Annotated in this window: 26 protein-coding genes and 2 riboswitches; of the genes, 10 read left to right on the top strand and 16 right to left on the bottom strand. The window is 67.1% G+C overall.

The window, feature by feature from the left end; all coding sequences use genetic code 11:
* Positions 1-198: 198 nt before the first annotated feature.
* The 4 genes from ACZ9J7_RS11295 to ACZ9J7_RS11280 all read right to left on the bottom strand — a co-directional run bounded on the left by ACZ9J7_RS11295 (position 199) and on the right by ACZ9J7_RS11280 (position 4,076).
* Positions 199-972, bottom strand: a complete 774-nt coding sequence (locus tag ACZ9J7_RS11295) for a C40 family peptidase (RefSeq protein ID WP_476209419.1) — start codon at positions 970-972, stop codon at positions 199-201.
* Between the two features lie 163 nt (positions 973-1,135).
* Positions 1,136-1,816 (bottom strand): C40 family peptidase, encoded by a 681-nt coding sequence (locus tag ACZ9J7_RS11290; RefSeq protein WP_476209418.1) that lies wholly within the window; start codon positions 1,814-1,816, stop codon positions 1,136-1,138.
* A gap of 70 nt (positions 1,817-1,886) precedes the next feature.
* A riboswitch (cyclic di-AMP (ydaO/yuaA leader) is annotated at positions 1,887-2,065 on the bottom strand.
* Between the two features lie 128 nt (positions 2,066-2,193).
* Positions 2,194-3,021, bottom strand: a complete 828-nt coding sequence (locus ACZ9J7_RS11285) for a M23 family metallopeptidase (RefSeq protein WP_476209416.1) — start codon at positions 3,019-3,021, stop codon at positions 2,194-2,196.
* Between the two features lie 4 nt (positions 3,022-3,025).
* Positions 3,026-3,236: riboswitch (cyclic di-AMP (ydaO/yuaA leader) on the bottom strand.
* 138 nt (positions 3,237-3,374) lie between these two features.
* Positions 3,375-4,076, bottom strand: coding sequence for an iron-dependent transcriptional repressor DtxR (locus ACZ9J7_RS11280; protein ID WP_476209414.1), 702 nt, complete (start codon positions 4,074-4,076; stop codon positions 3,375-3,377).
* 294 nt (positions 4,077-4,370) lie between these two features.
* Here ACZ9J7_RS11280 and serC point away from each other — a divergent pair, with 294 nt between their 5' ends.
* Entirely contained in the window at positions 4,371-5,501 is a 1,131-nt protein-coding gene (gene serC, locus ACZ9J7_RS11275; protein ID WP_476209412.1) for a phosphoserine transaminase, read from the top strand.
* 112 nt (positions 5,502-5,613) lie between these two features.
* Here serC and ACZ9J7_RS11270 read toward each other — a convergent pair whose 3' ends face one another.
* Positions 5,614-6,120 carry a DUF3027 domain-containing protein gene (locus ACZ9J7_RS11270; RefSeq protein WP_476209410.1) on the bottom strand — a complete coding sequence of 169 codons (507 nt, stop codon included), beginning with the start codon at positions 6,118-6,120 and terminating at the stop codon, positions 5,614-5,616.
* Positions 6,121-6,126: 6 nt separating this feature from the next.
* Entirely contained in the window at positions 6,127-6,510 is a 384-nt protein-coding gene (locus ACZ9J7_RS11265) for a cold-shock protein (protein WP_476209408.1), read from the bottom strand.
* 222 nt (positions 6,511-6,732) lie between these two features.
* Between ACZ9J7_RS11265 and ACZ9J7_RS11260 the strand changes: the two genes are divergently transcribed.
* From ACZ9J7_RS11260 to ACZ9J7_RS11250, 3 genes are read left to right on the top strand one after another with little or no spacing between them, the layout of a single operon-like run.
* Positions 6,733-6,966 carry a hypothetical protein gene (locus ACZ9J7_RS11260; protein WP_476209406.1) on the top strand — a complete coding sequence of 78 codons (234 nt, stop codon included), beginning with the start codon at positions 6,733-6,735 and terminating at the stop codon, positions 6,964-6,966.
* Positions 6,967-6,976: 10 nt separating this feature from the next.
* A complete protein-coding gene (locus ACZ9J7_RS11255; protein WP_476209404.1) occupies positions 6,977-9,451 on the top strand; it encodes a helicase-associated domain-containing protein in 2,475 nt (824 codons plus the stop codon).
* Positions 9,452-9,463: 12 nt separating this feature from the next.
* Entirely contained in the window at positions 9,464-11,110 is a 1,647-nt protein-coding gene (locus ACZ9J7_RS11250; RefSeq protein WP_476209403.1) for a DNA repair helicase XPB, read from the top strand.
* A gap of 19 nt (positions 11,111-11,129) precedes the next feature.
* Here ACZ9J7_RS11250 and ACZ9J7_RS11245 read toward each other — a convergent pair whose 3' ends face one another.
* Entirely contained in the window at positions 11,130-11,999 is an 870-nt protein-coding gene (locus ACZ9J7_RS11245; protein WP_476209401.1) for an FHA domain-containing protein, read from the bottom strand.
* A 5-nt stretch (positions 12,000-12,004) separates the two neighbouring features.
* Positions 12,005-12,262, bottom strand: a complete 258-nt coding sequence (locus tag ACZ9J7_RS11240; protein ID WP_141158041.1) for a hypothetical protein — start codon at positions 12,260-12,262, stop codon at positions 12,005-12,007.
* A gap of 243 nt (positions 12,263-12,505) precedes the next feature.
* Between ACZ9J7_RS11240 and ACZ9J7_RS11235 the strand changes: the two genes are divergently transcribed.
* The 4 genes from ACZ9J7_RS11235 to ACZ9J7_RS11220 all read left to right on the top strand — a co-directional run bounded on the left by ACZ9J7_RS11235 (position 12,506) and on the right by ACZ9J7_RS11220 (position 15,696).
* Positions 12,506-13,006, top strand: a complete 501-nt coding sequence (locus ACZ9J7_RS11235) for a DUF427 domain-containing protein (protein WP_476209399.1) — start codon at positions 12,506-12,508, stop codon at positions 13,004-13,006.
* 73 nt (positions 13,007-13,079) lie between these two features.
* Positions 13,080-13,790, top strand: coding sequence for a response regulator transcription factor (locus ACZ9J7_RS11230; RefSeq protein ID WP_056331118.1), 711 nt, complete (start codon positions 13,080-13,082; stop codon positions 13,788-13,790).
* 2 nt (positions 13,791-13,792) lie between these two features.
* The gene (locus ACZ9J7_RS11225; RefSeq protein WP_476209396.1) at positions 13,793-15,304 is read left to right on the top strand and encodes a sensor histidine kinase; all 1,512 of its coding nucleotides are present in this window, start codon (positions 13,793-13,795) and stop codon (positions 15,302-15,304) included.
* A gap of 104 nt (positions 15,305-15,408) precedes the next feature.
* Positions 15,409-15,696 (top strand): WXG100 family type VII secretion target, encoded by a 288-nt coding sequence (locus ACZ9J7_RS11220; protein ID WP_387566527.1) that lies wholly within the window; start codon positions 15,409-15,411, stop codon positions 15,694-15,696.
* Positions 15,697-15,704: 8 nt separating this feature from the next.
* On the opposite strand, the gene ACZ9J7_RS11215 is transcribed toward ACZ9J7_RS11220, so the two are convergent.
* The 6 genes from ACZ9J7_RS11215 to ACZ9J7_RS11190 all read right to left on the bottom strand — a co-directional run bounded on the left by ACZ9J7_RS11215 (position 15,705) and on the right by ACZ9J7_RS11190 (position 21,383).
* Positions 15,705-16,715 (bottom strand): RNase H family protein, encoded by a 1,011-nt coding sequence (locus ACZ9J7_RS11215; protein ID WP_476209394.1) that lies wholly within the window; start codon positions 16,713-16,715, stop codon positions 15,705-15,707.
* Between the two features lie 170 nt (positions 16,716-16,885).
* Complete coding sequence (gene groL / locus ACZ9J7_RS11210) at positions 16,886-18,520, bottom strand: chaperonin GroEL (RefSeq protein WP_476209392.1); 1,635 nt, start codon at positions 18,518-18,520, stop codon at positions 16,886-16,888.
* 290 nt (positions 18,521-18,810) lie between these two features.
* On the bottom strand, positions 18,811-20,061 hold the full coding sequence (locus ACZ9J7_RS11205) for an ABC transporter substrate-binding protein (protein WP_476209391.1): 1,251 nt from the start codon (positions 20,059-20,061) through the stop codon (positions 18,811-18,813).
* A 29-nt stretch (positions 20,062-20,090) separates the two neighbouring features.
* Positions 20,091-20,297, bottom strand: coding sequence for a cold-shock protein (locus tag ACZ9J7_RS11200; protein ID WP_141180812.1), 207 nt, complete (start codon positions 20,295-20,297; stop codon positions 20,091-20,093).
* A 65-nt stretch (positions 20,298-20,362) separates the two neighbouring features.
* The gene (locus tag ACZ9J7_RS11195; protein WP_476209389.1) at positions 20,363-21,001 is read right to left on the bottom strand and encodes a LytR C-terminal domain-containing protein; all 639 of its coding nucleotides are present in this window, start codon (positions 20,999-21,001) and stop codon (positions 20,363-20,365) included.
* A 52-nt stretch (positions 21,002-21,053) separates the two neighbouring features.
* The gene (locus ACZ9J7_RS11190) at positions 21,054-21,383 is read right to left on the bottom strand and encodes a DUF3263 domain-containing protein (RefSeq protein WP_476209387.1); all 330 of its coding nucleotides are present in this window, start codon (positions 21,381-21,383) and stop codon (positions 21,054-21,056) included.
* Between the two features lie 132 nt (positions 21,384-21,515).
* Here ACZ9J7_RS11190 and ACZ9J7_RS11185 point away from each other — a divergent pair, with 132 nt between their 5' ends.
* Positions 21,516-22,286 (top strand): uracil-DNA glycosylase, encoded by a 771-nt coding sequence (locus ACZ9J7_RS11185; RefSeq protein WP_476209385.1) that lies wholly within the window; start codon positions 21,516-21,518, stop codon positions 22,284-22,286.
* Positions 22,287-22,299: 13 nt separating this feature from the next.
* The gene (locus ACZ9J7_RS11180) at positions 22,300-23,139 is read left to right on the top strand and encodes a siderophore-interacting protein (RefSeq protein WP_476209383.1); all 840 of its coding nucleotides are present in this window, start codon (positions 22,300-22,302) and stop codon (positions 23,137-23,139) included.
* A gap of 7 nt (positions 23,140-23,146) precedes the next feature.
* Here the strand turns inward: ACZ9J7_RS11180 and ACZ9J7_RS11175 are convergent, their stop codons facing one another.
* Both ACZ9J7_RS11175 and ACZ9J7_RS11170 read right to left on the bottom strand, forming a co-directional pair.
* On the bottom strand, positions 23,147-24,634 hold the full coding sequence (locus tag ACZ9J7_RS11175) for a threonine/serine exporter family protein (RefSeq protein ID WP_476209381.1): 1,488 nt from the start codon (positions 24,632-24,634) through the stop codon (positions 23,147-23,149).
* Between the two features lie 34 nt (positions 24,635-24,668).
* A complete protein-coding gene (locus ACZ9J7_RS11170) occupies positions 24,669-25,985 on the bottom strand; it encodes a peptidoglycan bridge formation glycyltransferase FemA/FemB family protein (protein WP_476209379.1) in 1,317 nt (438 codons plus the stop codon).
* Positions 25,986-26,075: the final 90 nt, after the last annotated feature.

Raw genomic sequence — 26,075 nt, 5'->3', positions numbered from 1 at the left:
TCGACATCACAAGAGTAAACAAAGAAGTGCAAAATCAGGTAATCGCCGCCCCGGAGGCCCATTCCGTCCCCGGGACAGGGAAAAGGCGGGGACTGCGGCGGCAACCCCAGTAAGCGCAAAGGACCCCCGCCTTGCTGGCGGGGGTCCTTTGGCAAGCAGTACACTGGCCGGCGCTGGTTCAGGCCGGCACGGGAATGCCTAACGTACGCGGATGGCTACCGGTCCGGAGCCAACATTGGCGCTGAAGACCACGGTGTCGTTGCCGTTGAAGCCGCCGTGGACGGCCATGCCGTTACCGGCGTAAACGGCGATGTGGGCCATGCCGCCGCCACCGTCGGCGTAGTACAGCAGGTCGCCGGGCTGGGCCTGCGACATGGGCACGGTGTCACCCAGCGACAGGTAGCCTGCCGGCCAGTCGTGGAAGTGGATGCCGACGGCGGCCAGTGCGTTGGTCACCAGCATGGTGCAGTCCTGGTGCACGCCGAGCTGGGCGTAAGCGGCGGAGAGGATGGCTGCACCCTTCCCGCTTGCGGAAACCTGGGGGGCGGGAGCGGTGGGAGCAGAGGCCGTAACAACCTTGGCCGTGGCCTTGGGAGCAGCAACAGGCTGCGCCACCGGAGCGGGAGCAGCTTCCTGCACCTGGACCTGGGGCTCAGGCTCTGCGACGGGAGCCGGCGTGGTGGTGACGGCAGGCTTCTCGTAGCTGATGGCAATGGTGGAAGCTGCGGAAATCGGGGCGTCGACGGCGGATTCGACTTCCAGCTGGGACGCCGGAGCGGAATCGCGCTTGACGTTGGCGTCGGCAGCGTTGGCTGCGAGGCCGCTGGTCAGGACCAGGCCGGAAGCCGCAGCGATAACAGCAGCCTGGCGGCCCATGCCACCGGCGTTGTCGCTGACAGCTTTGGCAATGATGGCGATCGAGTTGGTTTTGGTGACCTCGGCGCGGTGCCGTGCGGTAGCACGAGTCGTCATGAGTTCTCTCTTTCGTTTTTCCTTCGGACCGCGTGTAGGCAGGCAAAGGGGGCTGGACGCGCCGGCATCTTGGGGGTACGCCGGCGCATCCCGAACGGGGATCTGGTTTCTAGCGGAAAAGCTGTGGGCAAAGAAATAGCCCTTGGAGCGCTAAGCCCAAGAACTACTTGTTGAGGTGGTAGTACGAAGAGGTACCGGTGGCTGCGGGCGAGTGCAGCAGCGTGCCCTGGGAGGGGTTAAGCGCGCTGATCATCATGCCGTTGCCGACGTAGATGCCTACGTGCGCGCCACCATTCTGGACAACGAGGTCGCCCGGCTGCGGGGTGGAGGTGGGGGTCATGATGCTCCACGCGTTGGTGCGGGGGATGCTGATCCCGGCCTGCGCGTAGACCCACTGGACGAACCCGGAGCAGTCCCAGCCGGTGACCGGGCTGGTGCCGCCCCACACGTAGGCGTGGCCGATGCCGGTGTAGGCGATGGCTGCAATGCCGGAGGTTGCGGCGGACACAGTCTCGGCGGCCTTGGCGGCGGGAGCGGCGTCCTGGCCTGCGGTCGCGGTGGCGGCGCGCTCGGCTGGTGCGGTGGACTGGGGACGCACCGCTTCGACCTTCGGAGCGGCGGTGGTCTTGACGACCGGGCGCTCGAAGGAAACCGTCGCCGTGGGGGCAGCGGTGACGGCCAGTGCAGTCTGTGCCGAGCCGGACTCGGTGGATGCAGAGACACCGGCGGTGGTGTCAGCTGCGTTTGCCGGCAGGCCCATGCTCAGGATGAGGCCCGATGCGGCTGCCACTACGGCAGCCTGGCGGCCTACGGTCCCGGCATTTGCACTCACGGCCCTGGACACGGCGTCCAAGGGGCTGGTGCGAACCGTTTGCGCACGGTGGCGCGCAGAATGATGGCGTGAAGACACGAAGGTAGCCTCTCCCAATGCCTGCGAGGTGAGCTGTCGGATTCGGATGGGAGTCACCCGGCCACACTGCTTCCTGGGAAGCTCGTGACTTAACCCCAAGGCCTTCTGGAGAGAAGGCCAAAATTGGTTCCCCCGCCCCTGCCAGACGATGAAATGCGAACGGACCTTGAGCGGTGGCAGAGTTAGGCAATCCACTCAAGAGCGTCAACTTCGGAAAAGTTGACGCGAGTTAGACGGTACAGCAGTTTTGTTTCAATGTCACATTCAGGTCACGGCAGGTCACTGCGATCTGAGAGTGAGCAATCATTCGGTTACAGCCAGCCCATGGGATCGACCACTTCGCCGTTGACCTGCACCTCGAAGTGCAGGTGGCAGCCGGTGGAGGCACCCGTAGTGCCGCTGAGTGCCACGACTTCTCCACGGGAGACCGTCTGGCCCACCTTGACGTTGAAGGACGACAGGTGGTTGTACGTGGTTTCCAGCCCGTTGCCATGGTCGATGACCACCCGGTTTCCGCCGCCGAACTGGTGCCAGCCCGCGAAGGTAACGGTGCCGGTCGCAGCGGCCAGGACGGACGTCCCGCATTGCGCCACGAAGTCCTGGCCTCGGTGGAAGTCGCCGGAGCCGCCGGTAATCGGGCTCACCCGGTATCCGAACGGTGAGGCGGTGGTGAGGGTGGCAAGTGGTGCAGCCAGGGTGCCGGCCGACGCGGCCCGGGTGACCGAGCCCGCTGACTGGGCGCTCAGGAGCTGCTTGAGCTTCCCGTCGGGGTCAGCCTGGGTCACCACGGCCGAGCGGCTGAAGTCGATCTGGGCGCCAATATCGGCGGAAATCTGCGGCTGCGGACTGACGGAGGATGCCGCCAGGGGCGCGTTGCCGGACGCATCAGTGGCCATGACCGGGCTGGTGGCGGGCACTGTGACCGTCAGCACCAGGCCGGTGGCGGCCAGGGCGATTCCGGCCTTCTGGCCGATCCCGCTTGCGGCGGCGAATTCCGTTACCTGCCGCAGGGGCCCCCGGCGGCGGCGCGCGTCGCGATGCAGATCGCGGGGGCGCTCCGCTGCTGCGTCTTCGACAACCCGGGGTGCCGAAGGGGGGCTGGCTGCGCGGCGGCGCCCCCTGGAGGTCTGCGTGGTCAAGAAGGGTTCCTCTCTGGAAAAGCCTGCGGAGTTAGCTGTCGGATTCGGGTCAGAGAGATCAAGGACCCGGCCCGTCACGGCAAGCTTCTGCACAGGGGTATTCCCGGAAGAATCCTTCACTGGAGAGGCTTGCTGCTGACGGACTTCACCCCAAGGCAGTCCCCCGCTGCCGCTTGTGGTTCCCCCGCCTCTGCCAGTAACGACTCGTGCACCCGATCCGCTGGCAGAGCTCGGCTCCGGATCGGGTAACGCTTAAGTATCAACGAATGGTTCCACTATAGGGCCTTAAGACCCTAGGTAACAATTCCGTTATCTTTGCTTGGAAGTGCCTCGTCGGGGTAAAAAGCCGGGCGTCAGGCCTGGGCCACGGCAACGAAAACGTGGGCGGCGACCTCGGGCGGCAGCTCCAGTGCGCCCTCGATGCCAGGGACCCGCACGGAGATGTAATCACCCACGCGTTCCAGCGCCACTGCGGCACCGGGCCGGATTCCGCCTTCGTCAAGTTGCGCCAGCAGTTCCGGCTCCACCTGGATTGGTTCAGCGAGCCGGCTGATGGTGACAACAGAGGCCGGAGCGTAGCCCTTCATGGCCTCGACCAGGCTGATGGCCCCGTCGGCGCCACCGCGGGCAGGCTGTCCACCCAAAGCGGCGAGCCCGGGGATGGGGTTGCCGTAGGGCGATTCGGTGGGGTGGTCCAGCATTTCGTAAATGCGCCGCTCGACCCGCTCGCTCATGACATGTTCCCAGCGGCAGGCTTCGTCATGCACGTAGGCCCAGTCCAGGCCGATGACGTCGGCCAGCAGGCGTTCGGCCAGCCGGTGCTTGCGCATGACCTCGGTGGCCCGCTTGCGGCCTGTGTCCGTAAGTTCCAGGTGCCGGTCACCGGAGACGACCACGAGCCCGTCGCGTTCCATCCTGCCGATGGTCTGGGACACGGTGGGGCCGGAGTGGCGCAGGCGCTCGGCAATACGGGCCCGGAGGGCGACGATGTTTTCTTCCTCAAGCTCCAGGATGGTCCTGAGGTACATCTCCGTAGTGTCGATCAGATCCGTCATCCAGCTCAGCTCCTCGAGCGCAGTACCTTGCGTTGTCCCACCGTATCGCCTCTTCCCGCGAGGTAGTTCGGGGGCCAGCTTAGCCTATTTTGAGTTTGTCCGAATAGCCGCGCTTCCTGCGGTACCGCACGGGCGGCCCGTCTCAATGTCTGGACTTTGGGCCCGCCGGCTCCCGCCGCCCCTGCCATTCAGGCAGAATGGTGAAGGCCCGCTGCGCAGCCATCGCCTGCTGCCGGCCGAGCCATGACCCGCCCGTCCGGACCAAACTTTCGTCCCCGCCGAATTGGAGCACCTGTGAGCGACACCAGCATCACGATCCCCGCCGACCTCCTGCCGAAGGATGGGCGGTTCGGCGCCGGCCCGTCCAAGGTCCGCCAGGAACAGATCGATGCGTTGGCAGCAGCGTCCAAGACCATCCTCGGCACCTCGCACCGGCAGGCGCCGGTCAAGAACCTGGTGGGATCTGTCCGCGAAGGGCTGAGCCAGTTCTTCCGCGCCCCGGAGGGCTATGAAGTGGTCCTCGGCGTGGGCGGCTCCACCGCTTTCTGGGACGTCGCCAGCTTCGGCCTCGTGGAGAAGAAGGCCCAGCACCTGTCCTTCGGCGAGTTCGGATCCAAGTTCGCCGCCGCTACCAACAAGGCGCCCTTCCTGGAGGCGTCCTCGATCATCAAGTCCGAGCCGGGCACGCGGCCGGCGGCCCAGGCCGAGGCCGGCGTTGATGTCTATGCCTGGCCCCAAAACGAGACCTCCACCGGTGTGGCTGCCCCCGTCACGCGCGTTTCCGGAGCCGACGAGGGATCGCTGGTCCTGGTGGACGCCACCTCCGCGGCCGGCGGCCTGGACGTGGACGTTGCCCATAGCGACGTCTACTACTTCGCCCCGCAGAAGAACTTCGCCTCCGACGGCGGCCTGTGGCTGGGCCTGTTCTCCCCCGCCGCGATCGAGCGTGCCGCACGGATCAAGGCCGCCAACCGTTGGATCCCGGACTTCCTGGATCTCCAGACCGCGATCGACAACTCCCGCCTGAACCAGACGTACAACACGCCGTCGCTGTCCACGCTGGTCACCCTGGACGCCCAGGTCCAGTGGCTGAACGCCAACGGCGGCCTGGATTTCGCGGCCGCACGCACCGCCGACTCCGCCGGACGCATCTACAGCTGGGCGGATGCCTCCGAGTTCGCCACCCCGTTTGTGGCCAAGGCGGAGGAACGCTCCAACGTCATTGCCACCATCGACTTCGACGAGTCGGTTGATGCGGCGGCTGTAGCCAAGGTCCTGCGCGCCAACGGCATCGTGGACACTGAGCCCTACCGGAAGCTGGGCCGCAACCAGCTGCGCATTGCCACCTTCGTGGCCATCGAGCCAAGCGATGTCTCCGCCCTGCTGTCCAGCATTGACTACGTGGTGGGCGAGCTGCGGAAGTAGGCGCGGAGGACAGTCAGGACAACATACGACGGCGCCGCCCGGGTTCATCCCGGACGGCGCCGTTTTCGTTTGTCCCCGGCGGGGGTGGCCGGCTTCCCGGCGACGGGTGCGGTCAGGCTTCCGCCTGGGTGCCGGCGTCGCCCGTTGGATCCTCCGCCGCTGTTTCCTCGCTTGCGGATTCCGGGGCCGTTTCCTGGCTGCCTGCTTCGGACTCCTGCTGCTGGTCCTCGGGGCGGACACGCTCGGCCCAGGGCACCCACTCCGGGGCCAGGATCGAATCTTCCGACGGCAGGAGGCCCAGCTCATTGACCGTGACCACTTTCGAGCGGGAGTTGCGCGTCAGCACCGCGTACCACTGCCACCCCGCGTATCCGGGCAGCCTGGACTCAAACAGGTGCGTGACCAGCCGGTCGCCCTCGCTCTTGGCGGCCAGGTGCGGCCCGATGGTGGCCGCAGGCGTGATGCCCTCCACGGCGGTCCGGGCCGTGTCCACGGCGGCGGCCAGGAATGCGTCCGGCTTGCCGGTGCGCCACACGGGAACGCCTGCCTTGCGCTTGGGCGGAGTCTTGGCAGCCTGCTCCTGCACCGGCGTGCCCGGCTGTTCAGAATCGGGAGTCATGGGCGCCTAAACGTCGAGCTCGTCGGCGACCTTGCGGAGGGCGGCAGCAATGGCCTTGCCCTTGTTGCCGTCCGGGTACTTGCCCTTGGACAAGGTCCCTGACAGGTTGTCCAGGACCGTTACCAGGTCCTGGACCAGCGGGGCAAGGTCCTTGGCGCTCGGGCGCTTGGCCTTGGCAATCGAGGGAGTCTTGTCCAGGACGCGCAGGCCCAGCGCCTGGGCGCCCTTGCGCCCGTCGGCTACGCCGAACTCCACCCGGGTGCCGGCTTTGAGCTCGCTGACGCCTTCGGGCAGCGACGACTTGGGCAGGAAGACCTCCTGGCCATCCTCGCCCGCGAGGAACCCAAAGCCCTTATCCTTGTCATACCACTTGACCTTGCCGGTAGGCACGTAATCAACCTTCTTCGTTCTGCTGTCATGAGACACGGCCGGCCTCCACCGCATCCGCATGGTTGTGCGGGTTCAGGGTATGGCGAACCGGGACCGTGTTGGTCTGTATGCTTCAAGGTTATCCTGCCGCATGGCCTATCGACGCTTTGGGCGGCACTGTTCCGCCGCAGGCGCAAGGCCCTGCTTTACCCGCACCGCGCCGGGCGCGGTAGCGTTGCGTCCATGACTCCCTCGCGTTACCGGCGGCCGCTGATGGTCCTCGCCGCAGTTGTTGCCGTGCTGTCCCTGATAGCCGTGGCAGCTGTCATGGCCCTGGCCTTCGCCGGTTCGGTAGCCCCCACCTGGATCACCTACACCGCGCTGTACGGCCTTCCCGTAGCTTTCATCCTGATGCTCCTGCTGGTCCTGGACGGAGTTGCCGCCCGGCGGCGGGCGGGAAGGGCCCAGCAGCGGTAACGTTGGACTGATGTCCCTCATTCGCGCGCTTGGCAAGGACCTGGAGGCACGCAGCGACGATTCGTTGCGGGCGTTGTTCGCCGCGCGGCCGGACCTCATGACCCCTTCCGTTCCTGACTTCGCTGCCCTGGCAGCCCGCGCAAGCTCCCGGGTCAGCGTCCAACGCGCCCTGGAGCGGCTCAACCGTCCCCACATGCAGGTCCTCGAGACCCTGCACCTGTGCACCAACACCGACACCGGGCACAGCGCCTCCGCCGAAGCCGTGCACAAACTGATCCACGGTTCCACACTGGCCACTGTCGACCGAATCCTGGCCGGCCTGCAGGAGCTCGGCCTGGTGCACCCCGCCGCTCCCCCACACGGCACCCCGTCACCGGCGGCCAGCCAGCCGTACTACCTCCCCGTGGGCTCGCTCAAGGATGTGGTGGGAATCTATCCGGCCGGCCTGGGGCGCAGCTATACCGAACTGGTCCGCCTGCAGCCGGCTTTCGCCCAGCGGGCGGTGCAACTGGTCTCCGAACTGCACCGCAGCGGCTTCGCGATCCACGATGCCACCACGCCCATGGAAGCAGCCCTGGCCCTTCAGCACTGGACGTCCTCACCGGAGGCCCTGCAGGACATCCTCGCCGGCGCCCCGGAACGGACGACGGCGCTGCTCGCCAGGTTCCGGAACTGGGCCATGGGTGCCGTCCCCCAGGCGCAGCGGAAAGCGTCGGTCACGACGGAAGGGGCCGACGTCGGGCCTGTTGACTGGCTCCTTGCCCGCGGGCTGCTGGTTCCGCTGGACGCAGCCCACGTGGAACTGCCCCACAGCGTGGGACTGGCCTTGCGCGGCGGTGCGATCATCAATGACTTCACATTGTCGCCGCCGGTCCCGGAGCTTGGCCGGACCACGGCGGCGCTGCGCAGGAACGCGGCCCTGAGCGCCATCTCCGAAACCCTGCGGCTGGTCTCCGAGCTGCTGCACGCCGTCCGGGAACACCCCCTTGCCACACTGCGCAGTGGTGGCGTAGGCGTCCGCGAAGTGCGCCGACTGGCCGAACACCTGCGGATAGACCAAAGCGCGGTCGGCCTGCTCCTGGAGCTGTGCGGGCTGTCCGGCCTGATCCGCCTCGACGTCGACTCCTCCTCGTGGGTACAGCCGCCCGAACTGGAATGGCTGGTCCTTCCCCGGCAGGAACAATGGCTGTGGCTGGTGAACGCCTGGCTGGCCAGCGAACGCGTGCCGTCCATGGTGGGCCAGCCCGTGAACTCAGCCCCGGGCGCAGCGGCGGTCCGGTCAGCGGCCGGAGCCACCATCGCCGCACTGTCCGCCGGGGCGCAGCGGCCTGACGCTCCGGTGGTCCGCAAACGGATCCTGGAAATCCTGCATGAGCTCACCCGGGAGGTGTCCGCGTCCGACGGTGCCGCGCCCGTGCTGGACGCCGCCGCTGTCCTGCAGCGCGCCGAGTGGTCTCAGCCGCGGATGGCCAGGCGGTTCAGCTCGCTGATCCGCGGCGTGCTGGCCGAAGCGGAGCTGCTGGGCCTGGTGGGCTCGGGGGCGCTGAGCCAGTTGGGGAGTGCTTTCGCCGAAGACAACCCCGATGCCGCCCTCGCCATCCTGGGCGAACACCTGCCGGCGGCCCTCAACCATGTGCTGCTTCAGGCCGACCTCACCGCGGTTGCGCCCGGCTACCTCACTCCCGCGCTGACCGAAAAGCTCCTGGCCATGGCCGACGCCGAGGGGCAGGGACCGGCCACGATCTACCGGTTTTCCGGGGCATCCATCAAGCGGGCACTGGACCACGGCTACGACGTCGCAGGCCTGCTGGGCTTCCTGCGTGAACACTCCGCGACGGCGGTGCCCCAGCCGCTGGAGTACCTCGTGGAAGATACGGCCTCCCGGCATGGCAGGCTCCGCGTGGGCCAGGCCGCCAGCTTCATCCAAAGCGATGACGAAGCTGCCCTGCACGAGCTGCTGGCAGGGCCCAAGGCCGCCCAGCTGGGCCTGGCCAGGTTGTCACCAACCGTTGTCACGTCGTCGTCGCCGCCGCGTGAACTCGCCGCCGCCCTCCGGAGCCTCGGGCTGTCCCCGTCCGTGGACGGCGCTGAACCCGCCCACCTGCGCCGTGCCGCCCCGGCGCAGGAAAGCACCCGCCCCGTCTACACCGCACCCAGGATGGCGCCGCCGGCGGAGGACGTTGAAGCCCAGCTGGCGGTGCTGCGGAAGGCGGGTCCCGGCGTCGGACATCTTTCCGGCACCGCTGCCGGCAGTGAGGCAGCCACCCAGCTGGGGCTTGAGGCACTCCAAAGGGCCATCCGGCTGAAGCAGCGGATCCACATGAACGTGGTGGACAGCCTGGGGAATGCCAGCCTGGAAATCGTTGTTCCGCTCTCTGTGAGCGGGGGCAGGGTCCGGGTGTTCGATCCCGCAAAGGACACAGAGCGGGTCCTGTCCGTGCACCGCATCATCGACATCGAGGCTGCAGAGGAACTGCGCCAGTAAAGGATTCCCCGCGTGACCGACGGACCCCTGATCGTCCAAAGCGACAAGACCATCCTCCTCGAGGTGGACCACGAACTGGCCACCGAGGCCCGGCACGCCATCGCGCCTTTCGCCGAGCTGGAACGGGCACCCGAGCACATGCACAGCTACCGGCTGACCCCGCTGGGGCTGTGGAACGCCCGCGCCGCCGGGCTGGACGCGGAAAAGGTCCTGGACGTCCTGCTGAAGTATTCCCGCTTCCCGGTCCCGCATTCCCTGCTGATCGACGTCGAGGAAACCATGTCCCGGTACGGCCGGCTGCGCCTCGAAAAGGATCCCCGCCACGGCCTGGTCATGCGCACGGATGACTACCCGGTCCTGGAGGAAGTGATCCGCGCCAAGAAGATCGCACCGCTGCTGGGGCCCAGGATCGACGGCGAGACGGTAGTGGTGCACGCCTCCCAACGCGGCCAGCTCAAGCAGCTGCTGCTGAAGATCGGCTGGCCTGCGGAGGACCTTGCCGGCTATGTGGACGGCACCCCGCACCTTATTTCCCTCAACCAGGACGGTTGGGAGCTCCGCCCCTACCAGCGCCTGGCCAGCGAGAACTTCTGGGCGGGCGGCAGCGGAGTGGTGGTACTTCCCTGCGGCGCGGGCAAGACCCTGGTGGGAGCTGCCGCGATGGCCACCGGCTCCACCACCACGCTGATCCTGGTAACCAACACCGTGGCAGCCCGGCAGTGGAAGGACGAACTGCTCCGGCGCACGTCCCTCACCGAGGAGGAGGTGGGTGAGTACTCGGGCGCGCTCAAGGAGGTGCGGCCGGTGACCATCGCCACCTACCAGGTGCTCACCACCAAGCGTGGCGGCATCTACCCGCACCTGGAACTCGTGGACGGACACGACTGGGGACTGATCATCTATGACGAGGTCCACCTCCTGCCGGCACCGATCTTCCGGATGACCGCAGACCTGCAGGCCCGGCGGCGCCTTGGGCTCACCGCGACGTTGGTCCGGGAGGACGGGCGCGAGGGCGAGGTCTTCAGCCTGATCGGGCCCAAGCGCTACGACGCGCCGTGGAAGGACATCGAGTCGCAGGGCTATATTGCACCGGCGGACTGCGTGGAGGTCCGCGTGGACCTGCCCAAGGATGAGCGGGTTGCCTATGCAATGGCCGACGACGCGGACAAGTACCGGCTCTGCGCCACGTCCGAGTCCAAGACGCTGGTGGTGGAACAGCTGGTGGCCCGGCACGCCGGAGAGCAGTTGCTGGTCATCGGCCAGTACATCGACCAGCTGGACGAGCTCGGCGGGCGCCTGGAGGCACCCGTCATCAAGGGTGACACCCCGGTGAAGGTCCGGCAGAAGCTCTTTGACGCCTTCCGTGCCGGGGAGCTGCAGACCCTGGTGGTCTCCAAGGTGGCCAACTTCTCCATCGACCTGCCGGAGGCCTCCGTGGCCATCCAGGTTTCCGGCTCCTTCGGTTCACGGCAGGAGGAGGCCCAGCGGCTGGGCCGGCTGCTGCGGCCCAAGAAGGACGGCCGCGCCGCCCGCTTCTACTCCCTGGTGGCCCGGGACACCCTGGACCAGGAGTTCGCCGCCAAGCGCCAACGGTTCCTTGCCGAGCAGGGCTACGCCTACCGGATCATGGACGCCAAGGACGTGCACGCCGCGGAGTAGTCCGCAGCGTGCACCACTCCTAGCGGATGTATTCGGAGCTGTCCCGCTCTATGGTTCCCGTCCGGGGATCAAGCTGCGGACGTTCATACGCCAGCTCACCGCCGCTCCTGCCACCATAGGGGCGGCCGTGATCGGCAAACTCCTCGCGGAAGAAGGCCAGGCACCACTGCCCCATCTGGATCCTCGCTCCGGTCCGCAGGACCGAGGGACCGGTCATGGACACACTGCCGCTGACCGGCCCGTGCGGCACCAGGACGTATTCATCCTGCCCGTCGTGCCTGATCTCGGCGTGGAGTTCTTCCAGGCCCTCAAGCTCGACATCGGATCCGGGACCGCTGCCAATCGTGGTGACGTCCTCCGACAGGGCAACCTCCCGGGGGATCTGGCCGGTCCAGGTCGCGGCATCCTGGACAAAGATCAGCCGCGGCCGGCCGCCGCCCCGGGCGTAGTGGGTGGTGGTGATGCGCCGGATGATCTTCCGCTGGACAGTGGGGACCAGCGGAAACGGTGTGGACGGGGGCAGCAGGGGCACGCCCCTGGGCCGCCGCCTGCCTTGCCGGAGCAGCGGAAGCAGTGAGCCGAGGTTGCCCAGCTTGATATGCGGCGAGCGCGTCACCAACCGCTGTGATGCCGGTGCGTCCACCTTGCCAAGGCTGACAATGTTTCCATCCGGACCTGCCACCGTGACGCTGACCCCCTTGCGGGCCAGCAGGTCCGCCAGCGGCCGGATCTCCTCCAGGGGCGGCAGTCCAGCGCCTGCCAATGGCGCCAGTCGGTCCAGGGACACGGTTACCTCAGTACCGGCAGCGGTGGCACGCCCGTTGCTGACCGCCCCGGACTCGTCCGTGTACGAGAAATCCAAATCGATGTCCAGGCGGTTCTCCGTCATGTCCGTCAACCGCGGTTCGAATCCGATCCTGCCGCGTCCCGGTCGCTGGTGGTGACGCGCAGGCTTCCGTTGAGTTTCCAGGTGGCACGCGGTGCGTCCGGTCCGATGTCACGCGGAACTTCCACGGTCATGTCAACGAACTGGTAATTGATTGCCGCGCCTTTGCCGGTGAGATACGACCACATCTCCTCGGCAAGGTCCGCCCAGTCCCGGATGCTGCGTTCACTGGCAGCGGGTTTTTCAGTGGCACTCAGGTCAGTCATGATGGTCGATCCCCTTCGATGGGCCAGGAGCTATCGGATAACTACCGCTATTGGAAGGAGCCACCGGGGCGGCAGGGAGCAGCTGCCGGTGGTCCTGTGGAGCGCTGGTGCCGGGCTTGACCGTCCGGCAAGCATCACTGTATTCCCGCACTACGGGCTGGGGAAGATGCCGGAAGCGGAACGTTCTCGACGCGGATTGGGTTCCCGCGTGCGGAACGCCGCACGCGGACGCACACTGGAACCATGACTACAAGAATCGTTCCGGCCGTCCCCGGGCCCGGGCAGGAGTCCGTATGGGACTATCCCAGGCCGCCGCGGATTGAACCCAGCAGCGAACGGATACGCATCGTCCTGGGCGGGGAGCTGATCCTGGACACCACCGATTCCCTGCGGGTTCTCGAGACCAGCCATCCGCCGGTGTACTACGTCCCCAGGTCGGCATTCGCCGAGGACGCGCTGGAGCCTGCGTCGGGCAGCAGCTTCTGCGAGTTCAAGGGCTCGGCGAAGTACCTCACCGTTCGCGGCGGCGGGAAGGAAGCGGAGGGCGCCGCCTGGTCCTACCCCGAGCCGGCGTCCGGGTTCGAGGCCCTCGCCGACCGGGTGGCCGTCTACCCCGGCCGGATGGACTACTGCGAGGTGGACGGGGAACGGGTCCAGGCGCAGCCCGGCCGCTTCTATGGCGGCTGGATCACCAGCCGGGTGGTGGGCCCGTTCAAGGGCGAACCGGGAACCATGGACTGGTAACCGCAAGCCCACCTCCATCATGCTCACAACGAATATCCAGACAACTCCCAGAGACTGGGAGCATGATGGGAACATGAACAAGAACGGTCCAGAAGCCCGGCTGCTCGTCGTCGATGATGAACCCAACATCCGCGAGCTCCTCTCCACGTCGCTGCGGTTTGCCGGTTTTGAAGTGGTCTCCGCCGCCAACGGCCGCGATGCCCTTGCCGCTGCCGATACCCACGCCCCTGACCTGGCCGTGCTGGATGTCATGCTCCCCGACATGGACGGCTTCACCGTGACCCGCCGGCTCCGTGCCTCCGGCAAGCACTTCCCTGTCCTCTTCCTGACCGCCAAGGACGACACCGAGGACAAGGTCACCGGCCTGACGGTCGGCGGTGACGACTATGTCACCAAACCCTTCAGCCTGGACGAAGTGGTGGCCAGGATCCGGGCCGTGCTCCGCCGCACCCAGCCCCTGCTGGACGACGACGCCGTCATCCGGGTGGACGACCTGGAGCTCGACGACGACGCCCACGAGGTGCGGCGCGGCGGAACTGTCATCGAACTGTCCCCCACCGAGTTCAAGCTGCTGCGCTACCTCATGCTCAACCCCAACCGGGTCCTGTCCAAGTCGCAGATCCTGGACCACGTCTGGGAGTACAACTTCAACGGCGACGCGTCCATTGTGGAGTCCTACATTTCCTACCTGCGGCGGAAGGTGGACATCGACCCGGAGGCGCCGGCCCTGATCCAGACCAAGCGCGGCGTGGGCTACGTCCTGCGGACGGCTGAAAAGCGCTGACCTTGCTGAAGCGGTGGAAGTCGGCCTCCCTCAGGTCGCAGCTGGTGGCCATGATCATGGCCCTGCTGATCGTGGCCCTGACGGTGACCGGCGCGGTCACCCTGACGCTGCTGCACAGCTACCTCCAGGGCCAGGTGGATGACAAACTGAACGCCGCCGTCGACTCTGCCCGGAAACAGCGCTCCTTCACCCAGCTGCAGGCACCCAGCCCGATTCCCACGGATTACTCGCTGATGTTCTTCGCCCCCGGAGAGCAGCCGTATACCTTCGGCGGCGACCCCGACGACCACCCGGACATCAGCGCCATCACGGTCGACCAGGCCCAGGCCAGGGATCTTGCCCCCTTCCAGGTCCGCGGGACGGACGGGGAGAACTGGCGCGTAGTGGCGGTGACGGTCCAGAACGGGCAAACCACTGCCGTCGTGGTCATTGGGCTGCCCCTGGAGAGCGTGGACGACGTCCTGAAGCATGCCACCTTGGTGGTTACCGGGGTAGGCCTGCTGACGCTGCTGCTGGCTTCGCTCATTGCCAGCTGGACCGTGTCCCGCTCCTTCCGCCCGCTGGCCAGGGTGGAGAAGACGGCGGCCGCCATTGCCGCCGGGGACCTCTCCCGCCGCGTCGAAGTGGAGAACCCGACCACCGAACTGGGCCGCCTCAGCAGCTCCCTGAACGCCATGCTTGCGCATATCGAGACTGCGTTCGCCGCCCGGACTGCCTCGGAGGCACGGATGCGCCGCTTCGCCGCGGACGCGTCCCACGAGCTCCGCACGCCGCTGGTCACCATCCGGGGGTTCTCCGAGCTGTACCGCCACGGCGCCCTGGCCACGGACGAAGACGTGGCCACCGCCATGGGCCGGATCGAAAGCGAAGCCAAGCGCATGGGGTCCATGGTGGAGGACCTGCTCCTGCTGGCCCGCCTCGACGAGCAGCGCCCGCTGCAGCAAAAGCCGGTTGACCTGCAGCTGATTGCGCACGATGCCGTAGTGGACACCCAGGCAAGCGACCGTTCCCGGGCGATCTCCCTGACCGGGCTCGACGGCGGCCCGGCGGGACCGGCGCCCGTGCTCGGTGATGAGGCCAAGCTGCGCCAGGTGGTGGGAAACCTCGTGGGCAACGCCCTGCGCTACACCCCGGAGGGGAGCCCGATCGAACTTGCTGTCGGGGTCCGGGGAACCGGTGGCGGGGAGCGGTCCGTGATCGAGGTACGGGACCATGGGCCCGGCATTTCGGAAGAGGACGCAGCCAAGGTCTTCGAGCGCTTCTACCGGGCTGACACGTCCCGCACCAGGGAGACCGGCGGCAGTGGCCTGGGCCTGGCCATCGTGGCGGCAATCGTGGGCTCCCACGGCGGGACGGTGCGGGTGGAAAAGACCGACGGCGGCGGCGCCACCCTGGTGGTCAGCCTGCCGCGTCGGGACGACGCACCCCGCGATGGTGGAGGAGACGGCCAGGAAGAAGCGGACGGCAGCACTGCCGGTTCCAGGGGCGGCGACGGATCGGTTATCCACATATAGCCGGCCGGCCATGGCCCGCGCCTGCCACGGCTCCATAGGCTCGTCCCAGTAGCCCGGAACCGCCGGGCACGGGGGCAGCCCCGCCGTATCCGAGAGGCAGAGCCATGAGCATCATTTCCGTCGATACAGACCTGCTGCAGCTAAAGTCCGCCAACGTGCAGGCCACCGTGGACCGGATCAGCGCCGATGTCCACGCCATGAAGCGCGGGCTGGACGAACTGCAGGGTTCCTGGCGGGGTTCCGCAGCCACCAACTTCCAGGCGCTCGTGACCGAGTGGACCATCACCCAGGGCCGGGTGGAGGCGTCGTTGGCATCCATCAATGCCGCCCTTGCCTCTGCCGCCGCCACCTACGCCCAGGCCGAACAGGGCAACGCCCAGCGGTTCAGCTGACTTGGCGGTCAGGCCTCAGGGGTTCCCTGGTGGAAGCGCAGCCGCCAGCGTCCCCCGTCAAGGACCCACAGCGAGCTGCGGAGCGTCGTGCCGGAGCGCGCAAAGCTTCGGTAGGTTAGCAGGACCGCGGCGGCGCCGATGCGCTCTGCACCCAGGATTTCAATATCGGTCCGTTCCCCCGGGTCCTCTTCCAGGGCCATCATCATGGCATCCCGGGTCCACACCCTTCCCGAACTGCCGATTTCCATGAAGTCCGGGTGGAGAAGGACGGCGGTCCGCCCGATATCGCCCCGCACCAGCGGGCCCAGCAGCTCACGTTCGAGCTCTTCCACCAGTGCTTCGGGCCGAATCGAGCCCGCCTGCTGGGTTGCTTCCGCCACTTCAAGGGCTTCATTGTCCAGCTCACTGAACAGGTCGGGTTCCTCGTAGGCTGGCACCGGCGCCGCGGAACGGGCCGGCGCGGGAGCCGGGATATCCAGCGTCGCCGGCGGGACGCCGACGCCTGACGCCGCCTGCGCCGCCGCCGGACGTTCGGCGGCCCCCGGGTGGTGCCCGCCGGGGAACCCTGGGCCTGACCGTGCCGCCACTCCCTGCTGGTACGCCGTGGCCGCGGCCCTGGCCCGTTCATCGGCAGCTTCATTGAGGTCGTGCCCGGCGTGGCCCTTGACCCATTCGAACGTGTAGGTGCGTCCGGCCAGTTCGCGGTCGAGTTCCTTCAGCAGTTCCACGTTGAGGACGGGCTTGCCATCGGCCTTGCGCCATCCTTTGCGTTTCCATCCCGGCATCCATTTGGTAATGGAATTGATCACGTACTGGCTGTCGCAGAGGATGCGCAGGTCTTCCCCCGGCAGGTGCGCGGTAGCGCGCAGGAGATCCAGGACGGCCATCAGCTCCCCCTGGTTGTTGGTCCCATGGGGCCAGCCGCCGGCTCGCCAGCAATCGTCGTTCACATACCAGGCCCAGCCGGCCGGGCCGGGGTTTCCCAAGGCCGAACCATCAGCCGCTGCAGTAATCGTCACTGGTCCATCCTGCCAGAAGCGGCCGACACCCGGCCCCGCTCCCTCGCAAGAGTGTCCACCGGATGCCGTCCCGGCCCTCATCGGCTCCCCTGCCATAACGAAAATGCGGCCCCCTCCGAAGAGGGAGCCGCATTCTGCGGTTTGGCGGGCAGGGTCCCGGCCGGGGAGGCTTAGAAGCCGCCCATGCCGCCCATGCCACCCATGTCGTCGCCACCGGCGGGGGCTGCAGCCTTCTCCGGCTTGTCAGCAACCACTGCTTCGGTGGTGAGGAACAGGCCGGCGATGGACGCCGCGTTCTGCAGGGCAGAGCGGGTTACCTTGACCGGGTCGTTGACGCCGGCTGCCAGCAGGTCGGTGTATTCACCGGTTGCTGCGTTCAGGCCGTGGCCGGCGGGCAGGCCGCGGACCTTGTCGACAACCACGCCCGGCTCCATGCCGGCGTTGAAGGCAATCTGCTTCAGCGGCGCGTCGATGGCAACACGGACGATGTTGGCGCCCGTTGCTTCGTCGCCGGAGAGCTGAAGGTTGGCAAATGCCTTGGCGCCGGCCTGGATCAGGGCCACGCCGCCACCGGCAACGATGCCTTCTTCAACGGCAGCCTTCGCGTTGCGCACTGCGTCTTCGATGCGGTGCTTGCGCTCCTTGAGCTCAACCTCGGTTGCGGCTCCGGCCTTGATGACTGCAACGCCGCCGGCCAGCTTGGCCAGGCGCTCCTGCAGCTTCTCGCGGTCGTAGTCGGAGTCGGAGTTCTCGATCTCGGCGCGGATCTGGGAAACGCGGCCGGCGATCTGGTCGGCGTCGCCGGCACCTTCGACGATGGTGGTCTCGTCCTTGGTGACAACAACCTTGCGGGCCTGGCCCAGGAGCTCCAGGCCGGCAGTCTCCAGCTTGAGGCCAACTTCTTCGGAGATGACCTGGCCGCCGGTGAGGACGGCGATGTCGGCGAGCTGGGCCTTGCGGCGGTCGCCGAAGCCCGGAGCCTTGACGGCGACGGACTTGAAGGTGCCGCGGATCTTGTTCACGATCAGCGTGGCCAGGGCCTCACCCTCGATGTCCTCGGCAATGATCAGCAGCGGCTTGTTGGACTGCATGACCTTTTCCAGGACAGCAACCAGTTCCTTGACGTTGGAGATCTTGGAGTTGACGATCAGGATGTACGGATCCTCGAGGACCGTTTCCTGACGCTCAGCGTCGGTGACAAAGTAGGCGGAGATGTAGCCCTTGTCGAAGCGCATGCCTTCGGTGAGTTCCAGCTCCAGGCCGAAGGTGTTGGACTCCTCGACCGTGATGACGCCTTCCTTGCCCACCTTGTCCAGGGCTTCGGCGATGAGGGCACCGATCTCGTCGTCACCGGCGGAGATGGAGGCGGTGGCCGCGATCTCTTCCTTGGTTTCGATTTCCTTGGCGGAGTTCAGCAGTTCGGCGGTGACGGCCTCAACAGCCTTCTCGATGCCGCGCTTGAGGGACAGCGGGTCGGCGCCGGCAGCAACGTTGCGCAGGCCTTCCTTGACCAGGGCCTGGGCCAGGACGGTTGCCGTGGTGGTGCCGTCGCCTGCAACGTCGTCGGTCTTCTTGGCAACTTCCTTGACCAGCTCGGCGCCGATCTTCTCGTAAGGATCGTCCAGCTCGATCTCCTTGGCGATGGAAACACCATCGTTGGTGATCGTGGGGGCGCCCCACTTCTTTTCGAGGACGACGTTGCGTCCACGCGGGCCGAGGGTGACCTTAACGGCGTCGGCGAGGGTGTTCAGGCCACGCTCAAGGCCGCGGCGTGCCTCTTCATCAAATGCAATGATCTTGGCCATAACGGCAATAGTCCTTTCGGGACAGTCGTTAAGAATGAACCTTCGCTGCAGTGCCCGCGACGGACGATCCTTTGCCGGCGGCCTCTGTATGCCTCCGGGCGGGGATCTCACTGAAGTGAGGTGTTTCTTTCGCTCGTCGACCGCTGCCGTGCGCTGCCGGCCGGAACCAGGCGTTGCTTTAGCAGTCGGTGCGTCAGAGTGCTAAGTCAATAATTAGCACTCCCCAGGTGAGAGTGCAAGCGAAAAGACGCGTAACGCGCCGCAGGACGGGGCCGCTTCGCCCAGGGCGATCAGCCGGAGTGGCCCGACGTCTCCCGGCCGGACAGCGAGGGGTTGTTGTCAGCCCCGAAGGTGTACACGGAGAAAGCGGCTGAGGTGATGTCCCCGTTGGAATCGAAGGCAACCGGGCCCGATTCGCCGTCGTAATTGATGTCCGGGCTGCCCGCAAGGCCGCCGAGGCACTCCTTGTAGCTCAGGCAGGGAGCGGCCGGCGTGCCGGCACCGGCACCGGCACCGGAAGAAGCCGTTCCCCCGGAGACCGGGACCAGGTTCGCGGCAATGGAGCGTCCGGCGTCATCCTGGGCACGGGCCGCGGCGAGGGCCGCCAGCGTGACGGCGTCGTAGGTTTCAGCGGCGAAGGAGACATCCTTGAGTGCCGGGTCGACGGCCAGCAGTTTCGCCTGGAACGCAGCGCTGGGCAGCTGTCCGGGAACCACGGCGCGGGCGCCTTCGAGTGTCCTGGGTGCGAGCCCGGACCCGTAGCGGGCAAACGCGCCGTCGCTGAGGATGATCCGGGAGCCGGCAAGGCCTGCATTGTTCAGTTCCACCAGCGCGCCCTGTGCACCCTCGCGGGCAATCAGGACGACGGCGTCCGGTTTGGCCTTGGAGGCGGAGCGGGCGGCTTCCGCGGCGGCACCGGCCTTGAAACCGGCGCCCGGCAGGACCGTGAGTCCGGACCCTTTGGCTGCATCCGTGACGGCTGCCGAGAGGTCCTTGCCGTAGGTGCCTTCCTGGTACAGCACGCTGATCGTGGCGGCGCCGGCGTCCTTGGCAAGTTTGGCCAGCACGGGCCCTTGCGCGACGTCGGCTGCTGCGGTCCGGAAGTAGTAGCCGCCGCTGGCCAGCCCGGAAAGAGCGGCAGCGGTATTGGCCGGAGAGATCAGGGGGATGCGTGCACGGGACAGGATATCCGCCGCTGCCGGGGCATGGCTGGAGTCGGTGGGCCCGATCACCACGTCCGCTTTGGCGGCCGCCGCGTCGCTTGCCTGCTTGGCAGCGTCCTCGTCCGGGTGCACCGGAAGGAGCTCCACCGGCCGGCCTTTATGCCCGCCGGCGGCGTTGATGTCCTGGATGGCAAGCTTGGCGGCAGCCAGTTGCGGGGCGTTGAGGAAGGCGTTCTCACCGGCGTTGTCCAGGACCACGCCCACCCGGAGCACACCGTCGCCGGACGCCTCGGCCGGTTCCACCCTGGCGTTCCCGCCGGTGCCGGCGCATGCACCCAGCGAAAGGACAACTCCCAGGGAGAGCGCGAGGACCGGCATGACACGGCTTCCGGGACGCAAGGCGGGCATCACTGCGCGGGCCGGACGTTTTCCGCCTGCGGACCTTTTTCACCCTCGCCGACGTCGAGTTGGACCCGCTGTCCCTCGGCCAGGGCACGGTACCCCTCCCCCTGGATGGCGGACCAGTGGACAAAGATGTCGTCACCGGAGCCGTCAACGGTGATGAAGCCGTAGCCCTTTTCAGCGTTGAACCATTTGACGGTTCCCAGTGCCATGATCAACAACTCTTTCCATCGGGGGCCGGGTGGAGACCAGACCGGCGTAACGGGACGGTGTGCGGCTACCGGTAACCCGGGCCAAGGACCACGACGAGCGGTGCCTGGAACTCGGTGCTGCTCACAACGGTGGGGATATTCAGCAGCCCGGCGAGTTCCTGGGCGCTTGCCAGTTGCTGCGGGCCGGCATAGAAGATCACGGAGGACTTTTGCGGGGCGCCGGACCAGTTGCCCACCGGGCCGAGCCGCCAGCCGTCCGCCTGGACCGTCCCGCCTACCCGGCTGGCCAGCCCGGCCGTGCCGGCGGCGTTGTAGACAGCCACTGCCTGCGTCCTGTCGACCACGGCCTGCTGGGTGGCCGAGGACGTGGGCTCTGGCTCACTGCCCTGGGTTGGCCCGGCAGCGGCGGACGGCGTGGGCGTCCCCGTTGCGGCGGAGCCGGCAGCCTGCGTGGCCGTGGGCGTGGATCCGGTGCCGGGCAGCGGGGCTGACTCCACGCTTGCGGAGGCCTGGCTCGCGGTGGCGTTGAAGCCGAGTTTGGGAAGGATCAGGAAGGACACCAGCCCAATGGCAAGGGCTGCCATTCCTACCGCCAGGATGGGCCAAAGCCGTACCCGGGACGGGGCCGAAGCCGTCCGGTGGACACCTTGTCGCGACGCGGCCTCGGGGACCTTGTCGAATTCATCGCGGGCGTATCTGGTCATGGTGGAAGGACATCCTTGTTGATTGCGGCTGTTGTCCCGGCCTGGGGCGTTCTTAAGCGTCGGATCCCAGGCGCCGGGCAGTACGCGCACGGTGGCGCGACGTACGTAGTCTACGCAATCTCTTGACCAGCATGGGATCGTGGGCCACGGCGTCCTCGCGGTCGATCAGTGCGTTGAGGAGCTGGTAGTAGTGGGTTGCGGAGAGGTCAAAGAGGTCGCGAATGGCCTGTTCCTTGGCTCCCGCGTACTTCCACCACTGCCGTTCCAGGGCCAGCATCTGCTGTTCGCGCTCTGACAAGGAGGACTCGCGGAGGATGAAGTCCGCCAGGAGGGACTTCCGCGGGTCCTGCTCCGGCAGGTGTTCCCGGGCCGGTTCCGCCACGGCGCACTCCTTCGCTGGTTACGGTCAATGTCTTACCCCTATGCTAGCCGCCGAATAACAGCGGTGTCATTCGGCTGCGGCCGCCGCCACCGCATGATGCCCGGCTCCACATGTCCCTGCGACAATGGAACGATGGTTGAATCGGATGCGCTGTTTGAGCTCCAGCAGGACCCGGCGGACACGCTCAGCTTTGCCGGCCTGGCAAAGCTGCCGCTCGCGGAGCTCATGGCACCGGACTGGGCCTCGGCGCTGCAGGGCGTGGAAGCCCAGCTGCGGAAGGTGCTGGCCTTCCTGGCAGGCGAGGAGGCGGCCGGGCACCAGCTCCTGCCGCCGCCGTCGAACGTCCTGCGCGCATTCCGCCAGCCGCTCGCCGGCGTGAAGGTCCTCATCGTGGGCCAGGACCCCTACCCCACGCCGGGACACGCCGTCGGCCTGTCGTTTTCCGTCGACCCACGCACGCGCCCCCTCCCCCGCAGCCTGATGAACATCTACCGGGAGCTGGAATCCGATCTGGGCATTCCCCCGCGCATCCATGGCGACCTGTCGGCGTGGACGGACCAGGGCGTGCTGCTCCTGAACCGGGTCCTTACCGTCAGGGCGGGCGCGGCCGGCTCACACCGGGGCAAGGGCTGGGAGGAAATTACGACGGCGGCAGTCACCGCGCTGGCCGCACGCAAGGCGCCGGACGGGTCGGGGTTGCCCTTGGTGGCCCTGTTGTGGGGCAAGGAGGCTGAGGCGGTCCGGCCACTCCTTGCCGGCACGCCGGCCGTCACCAGCGCCCACCCCAGTCCGTTGTCCGCGTCCCGCGGGTTTTTTGGCTCGAAGCCGTTCAGCCGCGTGAACCAACTGCTCCGGGACCAAGGGGCAGCGGACGTAACCTGGGAACTCCCGCCGCTGCCCTAGCTAGGCTTGCCCTATGAGCAATGTCCCCGCCGCCACCAGCGCAACCAAGAAGAGCCGTCCGCAGGTCAACCTCACCGTGCTGCGCAAGGAGCAGCTGTCCCCGCACATGGTCCGGGTGGTGGCCGGTGGAGAGGGTTTTGGCGATTTCGTCAACAACGGGTTCGTTGACCGGTACGTCAAAATCATCTTCCCGCAGCCGGATGTGGAATACCCCTCCCCCTTGGATCTGGAGGTCGTCCGGGAAACGATGCCGCGCGACCAGTGGCCCTTCACCCGCACGTATACGGTGCGCTGGGTGGACCCGGAAACCCGGGAACTGGCCATCGACTTCGTGGTCCATGGCGACGAAGGGCTCGCCGGTCCCTGGGCGGCCAAGGCCCAGCCTGGCGAGACCCTGACGTTCACCGGTCCGGGCGGTGCGTACAACCCCAATCCCGGGGCAGACTGGTATCTCTTTGCCGGTGACGAAGCGGCGCTGCCCGCCATCGCCGCCAGCATCGAGGCCCTCCCGGCGGGGGCAACCGGCCTTGCTTTCCTGGAGGTCGGCTCCGAAGCCGACATCCAGCCCCTTTCGGCGCCTGCGGGACTGCAGGTGACCTGGCTGCCCCGCAACGGCACGCCGGCCGGTTCCAGCGACCTGCTGGTCAACGCCCTGGCGGACGCGGAATGGCCCAGCGGCACCGTGGACGTCTTTGCGCACGGTGAACGCGGCTACATGAAGGCGCTGCGGGAGGTCCTGTTCAAGCAGCGCGGCCTGGAACGCCGCCAGGTGTCCCTCTCCGGCTACTGGGCCCAGGGCCGGGTGGAGGACGTGTTCCAGGCTGAGAAGAAACTTCCGGTCGGGCAGATTTAGCTTGTTGCTAGCGGCGGCGCGCCCGGCGCCGCTCGTTGCTGGCAAGGCTGCGGGTCAGCGGACGCGCCAGCACGTCGCCCAGGACGATGCCCCCTGCCGTGCCCAGCACAATGGCGCCGGCACTGAGCATCCCGCCGGCGCCCGCCAGGACCTCGGATTCCTCAACGGTGAGCACATACATTGACCGGAATATCGTGAGGCCAGGCAGCAGGATCAGCGCCGCGGGCACTGCCACCACGAGCTGCGGTGCACCCATGCGCAGTGCCACCACCCGGGCCAGCAGGCCAATGATGACGGCGGCGATGGCAGGGGCGAACCGGTCACCGATACCCAACAGCCCGCAGCCGAGCAGCACCAGGTAACCGGCGACACCCACCGCTGCCGTGGGCAGCAGCAGCTTCCAGGTGGTCTGTTCCGTGATGCCGATAGCCATCACGGCTGCCGCCACGAAGAGAATGAGGACCCAGAGGTCGTAGGCGGGCGGGAAAGTCTGGGTGACGTCGATGCGCTGCAGCCCGGTCAGCTCCCCCACGACAAAGGCAACGGCAATTCCTGCCACGATGGCGCCGAAGGTCAGGAGGGTGGACAGGAACCGGCCCGCCGCGGTGACGGGGAAGCCGTTGATGGCGTCCTGCACGGAGGACACCAGGCGGCCGGTAGGCAGGAGCAGAAGGATGCCGCCCACCACCACGATTGATGGTGACGTGGTGAGCCCCAGCTGCCATAGCAGCAGCGCCAGGATGGTGACCACAAAGGAGCAGCTGGCGGTGATGAAGAAGTCAGGGACCCGCCAGCGTCCCAGCTGCCGGGCCAGCAGGCTGATCCCGATATTTGCCGCGAACGCGATCGCCGATGACACCAGGCCGCCGCCCAGCACTCCCACGAAGACCGCCGCGAAAATGCCGAACGCCACGGTCACCATCCACCGGGGGTACGGCTTGGGGCTGGTGATGGCCTCGTTGAGCCTGCGGATCGCCTCGTCACGGCCCACGCCGCCGGCGACGATGTCGGTGACCAGCTGGTGCACCTTGGCCAGGCCTGCGTAGTTATTGGTCCATGACCGCACCACGCGCAGCAGGGCGATGGGGGTCTGGTCCTTGGGTGCGTAGTTGATGCCTACGGACTGGTTGGTGATGTCCACCTCGATGTTCTTCAGCCCCAGGGCCGCCGTGACGGCGATGATGCTGGTTTCGACTTCGAGGGCTCCGGCGCCGTAACGGAACATGGTTTCCGCAAGGTGCAGGGCGAAGTCCAGGGTTTTGCGCGCTGAGGTGTCCACGCCGCCCACCTGGATGGTGGGGTTGGCGTACGGGCTGCCAGCCAACCGGTCCACAATGCTTAACGGGGCCGTGGGAGGGTTTTCGCCCTGGACCAGGCGGCGCAGCATCCGCTTGGCCGCAGCATCCTGCCGGAGCTGCGCAGGGGTCAGCGGCTCAGTCTTGGGCAGGCCGTCAGTTGTCGGCCTGGACCCTGGCCGTTCGGGCCGGTTGGTCATGCCCGTTTCCTCCCTGTGCGCGGTTGATGGACTGTCAGGATGCGCGCTTCAGCGGCAGTTTGCCCAGCAGTGTGCGGGCGGCCGCCGCGGCGGACCTGGCGAGCTTGTTGGCATGGAAGACGGCCGGGCGCACCGGCAGGACGAAGTCGCCCACCAGCTGGACCACCTCACCGCCGAAGCCCTTCTTGAACTCGTAGCCGCCGTGGCCTTCCTCGTCCTGCCCGGAGATGCCGAACGTGCCGTAGAAGTTGTAGCGCGGGTAGCCCTTCTCCAGGGCGTGCAGCATCATTCCCCAGTAGAGGGAGGTTGCGCCGTTGAAGTAGATGTAGTCCTGGACGGTGCCGCCGATGACGCACACCACCTCGTCGCCGTAGCAAACGAAGTGGATGGCTGCCACGGTTGCCGTTCCAACCGAGTCGGGGAACCGCTCGATGTCCTTCAGGCTCCGCTCGTAGCTGTCCACCAGGTCCTGGACCACCTTGAGCCGGTTGGCCTTCTTCTTGCTGCCGGTCTCCTCAACCTCGCGGCGGAGTTCGGCTGCCGTGGCTGACTCCGCGGCCAGGCGTTCGGTGATGGACTTGCGGTAGGCAGGGATGTCGATCTTGGCCATCATCAGCTTGGTGAATTCCGCGGAGGTGGTGCGGAGCAGGTTCTCGTAGTAGGCGCGTTCGCGGTACACGAAGCCCTTTTCGTCGCCGGCGCGGCTTAGGGCGCCGTAAAAATCGTCAAGGGTTTCCAGGGTGGCCTGTTCGAGGAACACGCCGTTTTTCTCCGCCTTGCGGATGGCTTTCCGCGTCCGGTAGCTGGTGCCCATGATCAGTTCTTCGGCGTCCTGGATCCCCACCAGGTTCTTGATGAACATCCAGTTGACGTTGACGAAGTTCATGTCCAGGCCCTGGTGCTGGAATCCCAGTCGCTCCAGGTCTGCCACCAGCGGCCGGTTGTCTTCGACGTCCGGCTGCTCCGCGCCGTCGGCGTCCCGTGCGATGTACCGGATGTTGGGAGAGATCCGCAGCTCGGCGGCTTTGCGGGCGGCCGCGTGCTTGCGGAGGAGTCCGACGACGGCGCCCACCAGTTCGCGGTCCGTGTAGTCCATGAGGGGGCCCTTGGCGCATTCGCAGACGGTGTAGCCCAGCCGGGTGGTGGTGAAGTTGAGCTTTCCGACGGCGACAAGTTCGCCGTCGCGCCGCACCCCGAAGAGTTCCACCTGCTGGCCGCGGGCGCGCTGGAAGCGGGCAAAGTCGATGGACTGCAGGAAACTGTTCTGCGGGTGCTTCAGGGCGAAGGCCTCGAAGTCGGCGTCGCTGAGGTTGGCGTATTCTAGCCCGGTAGCGGCGGAAACTGTGTTCAAGGGGTGACCTTCTTCTCGACTCTTCGCGGCCGGGGGGCTCGCGGGGCGGACGGTGTTCGGGGCAGGCTGCACAGGTGCGTGCGGCCCGGC

It is taken from the genome of Pseudarthrobacter sp. TE9888, assembly GCF_056279345.1.
This window is presented reverse-complemented; position numbering and strand designations above follow the sequence as displayed.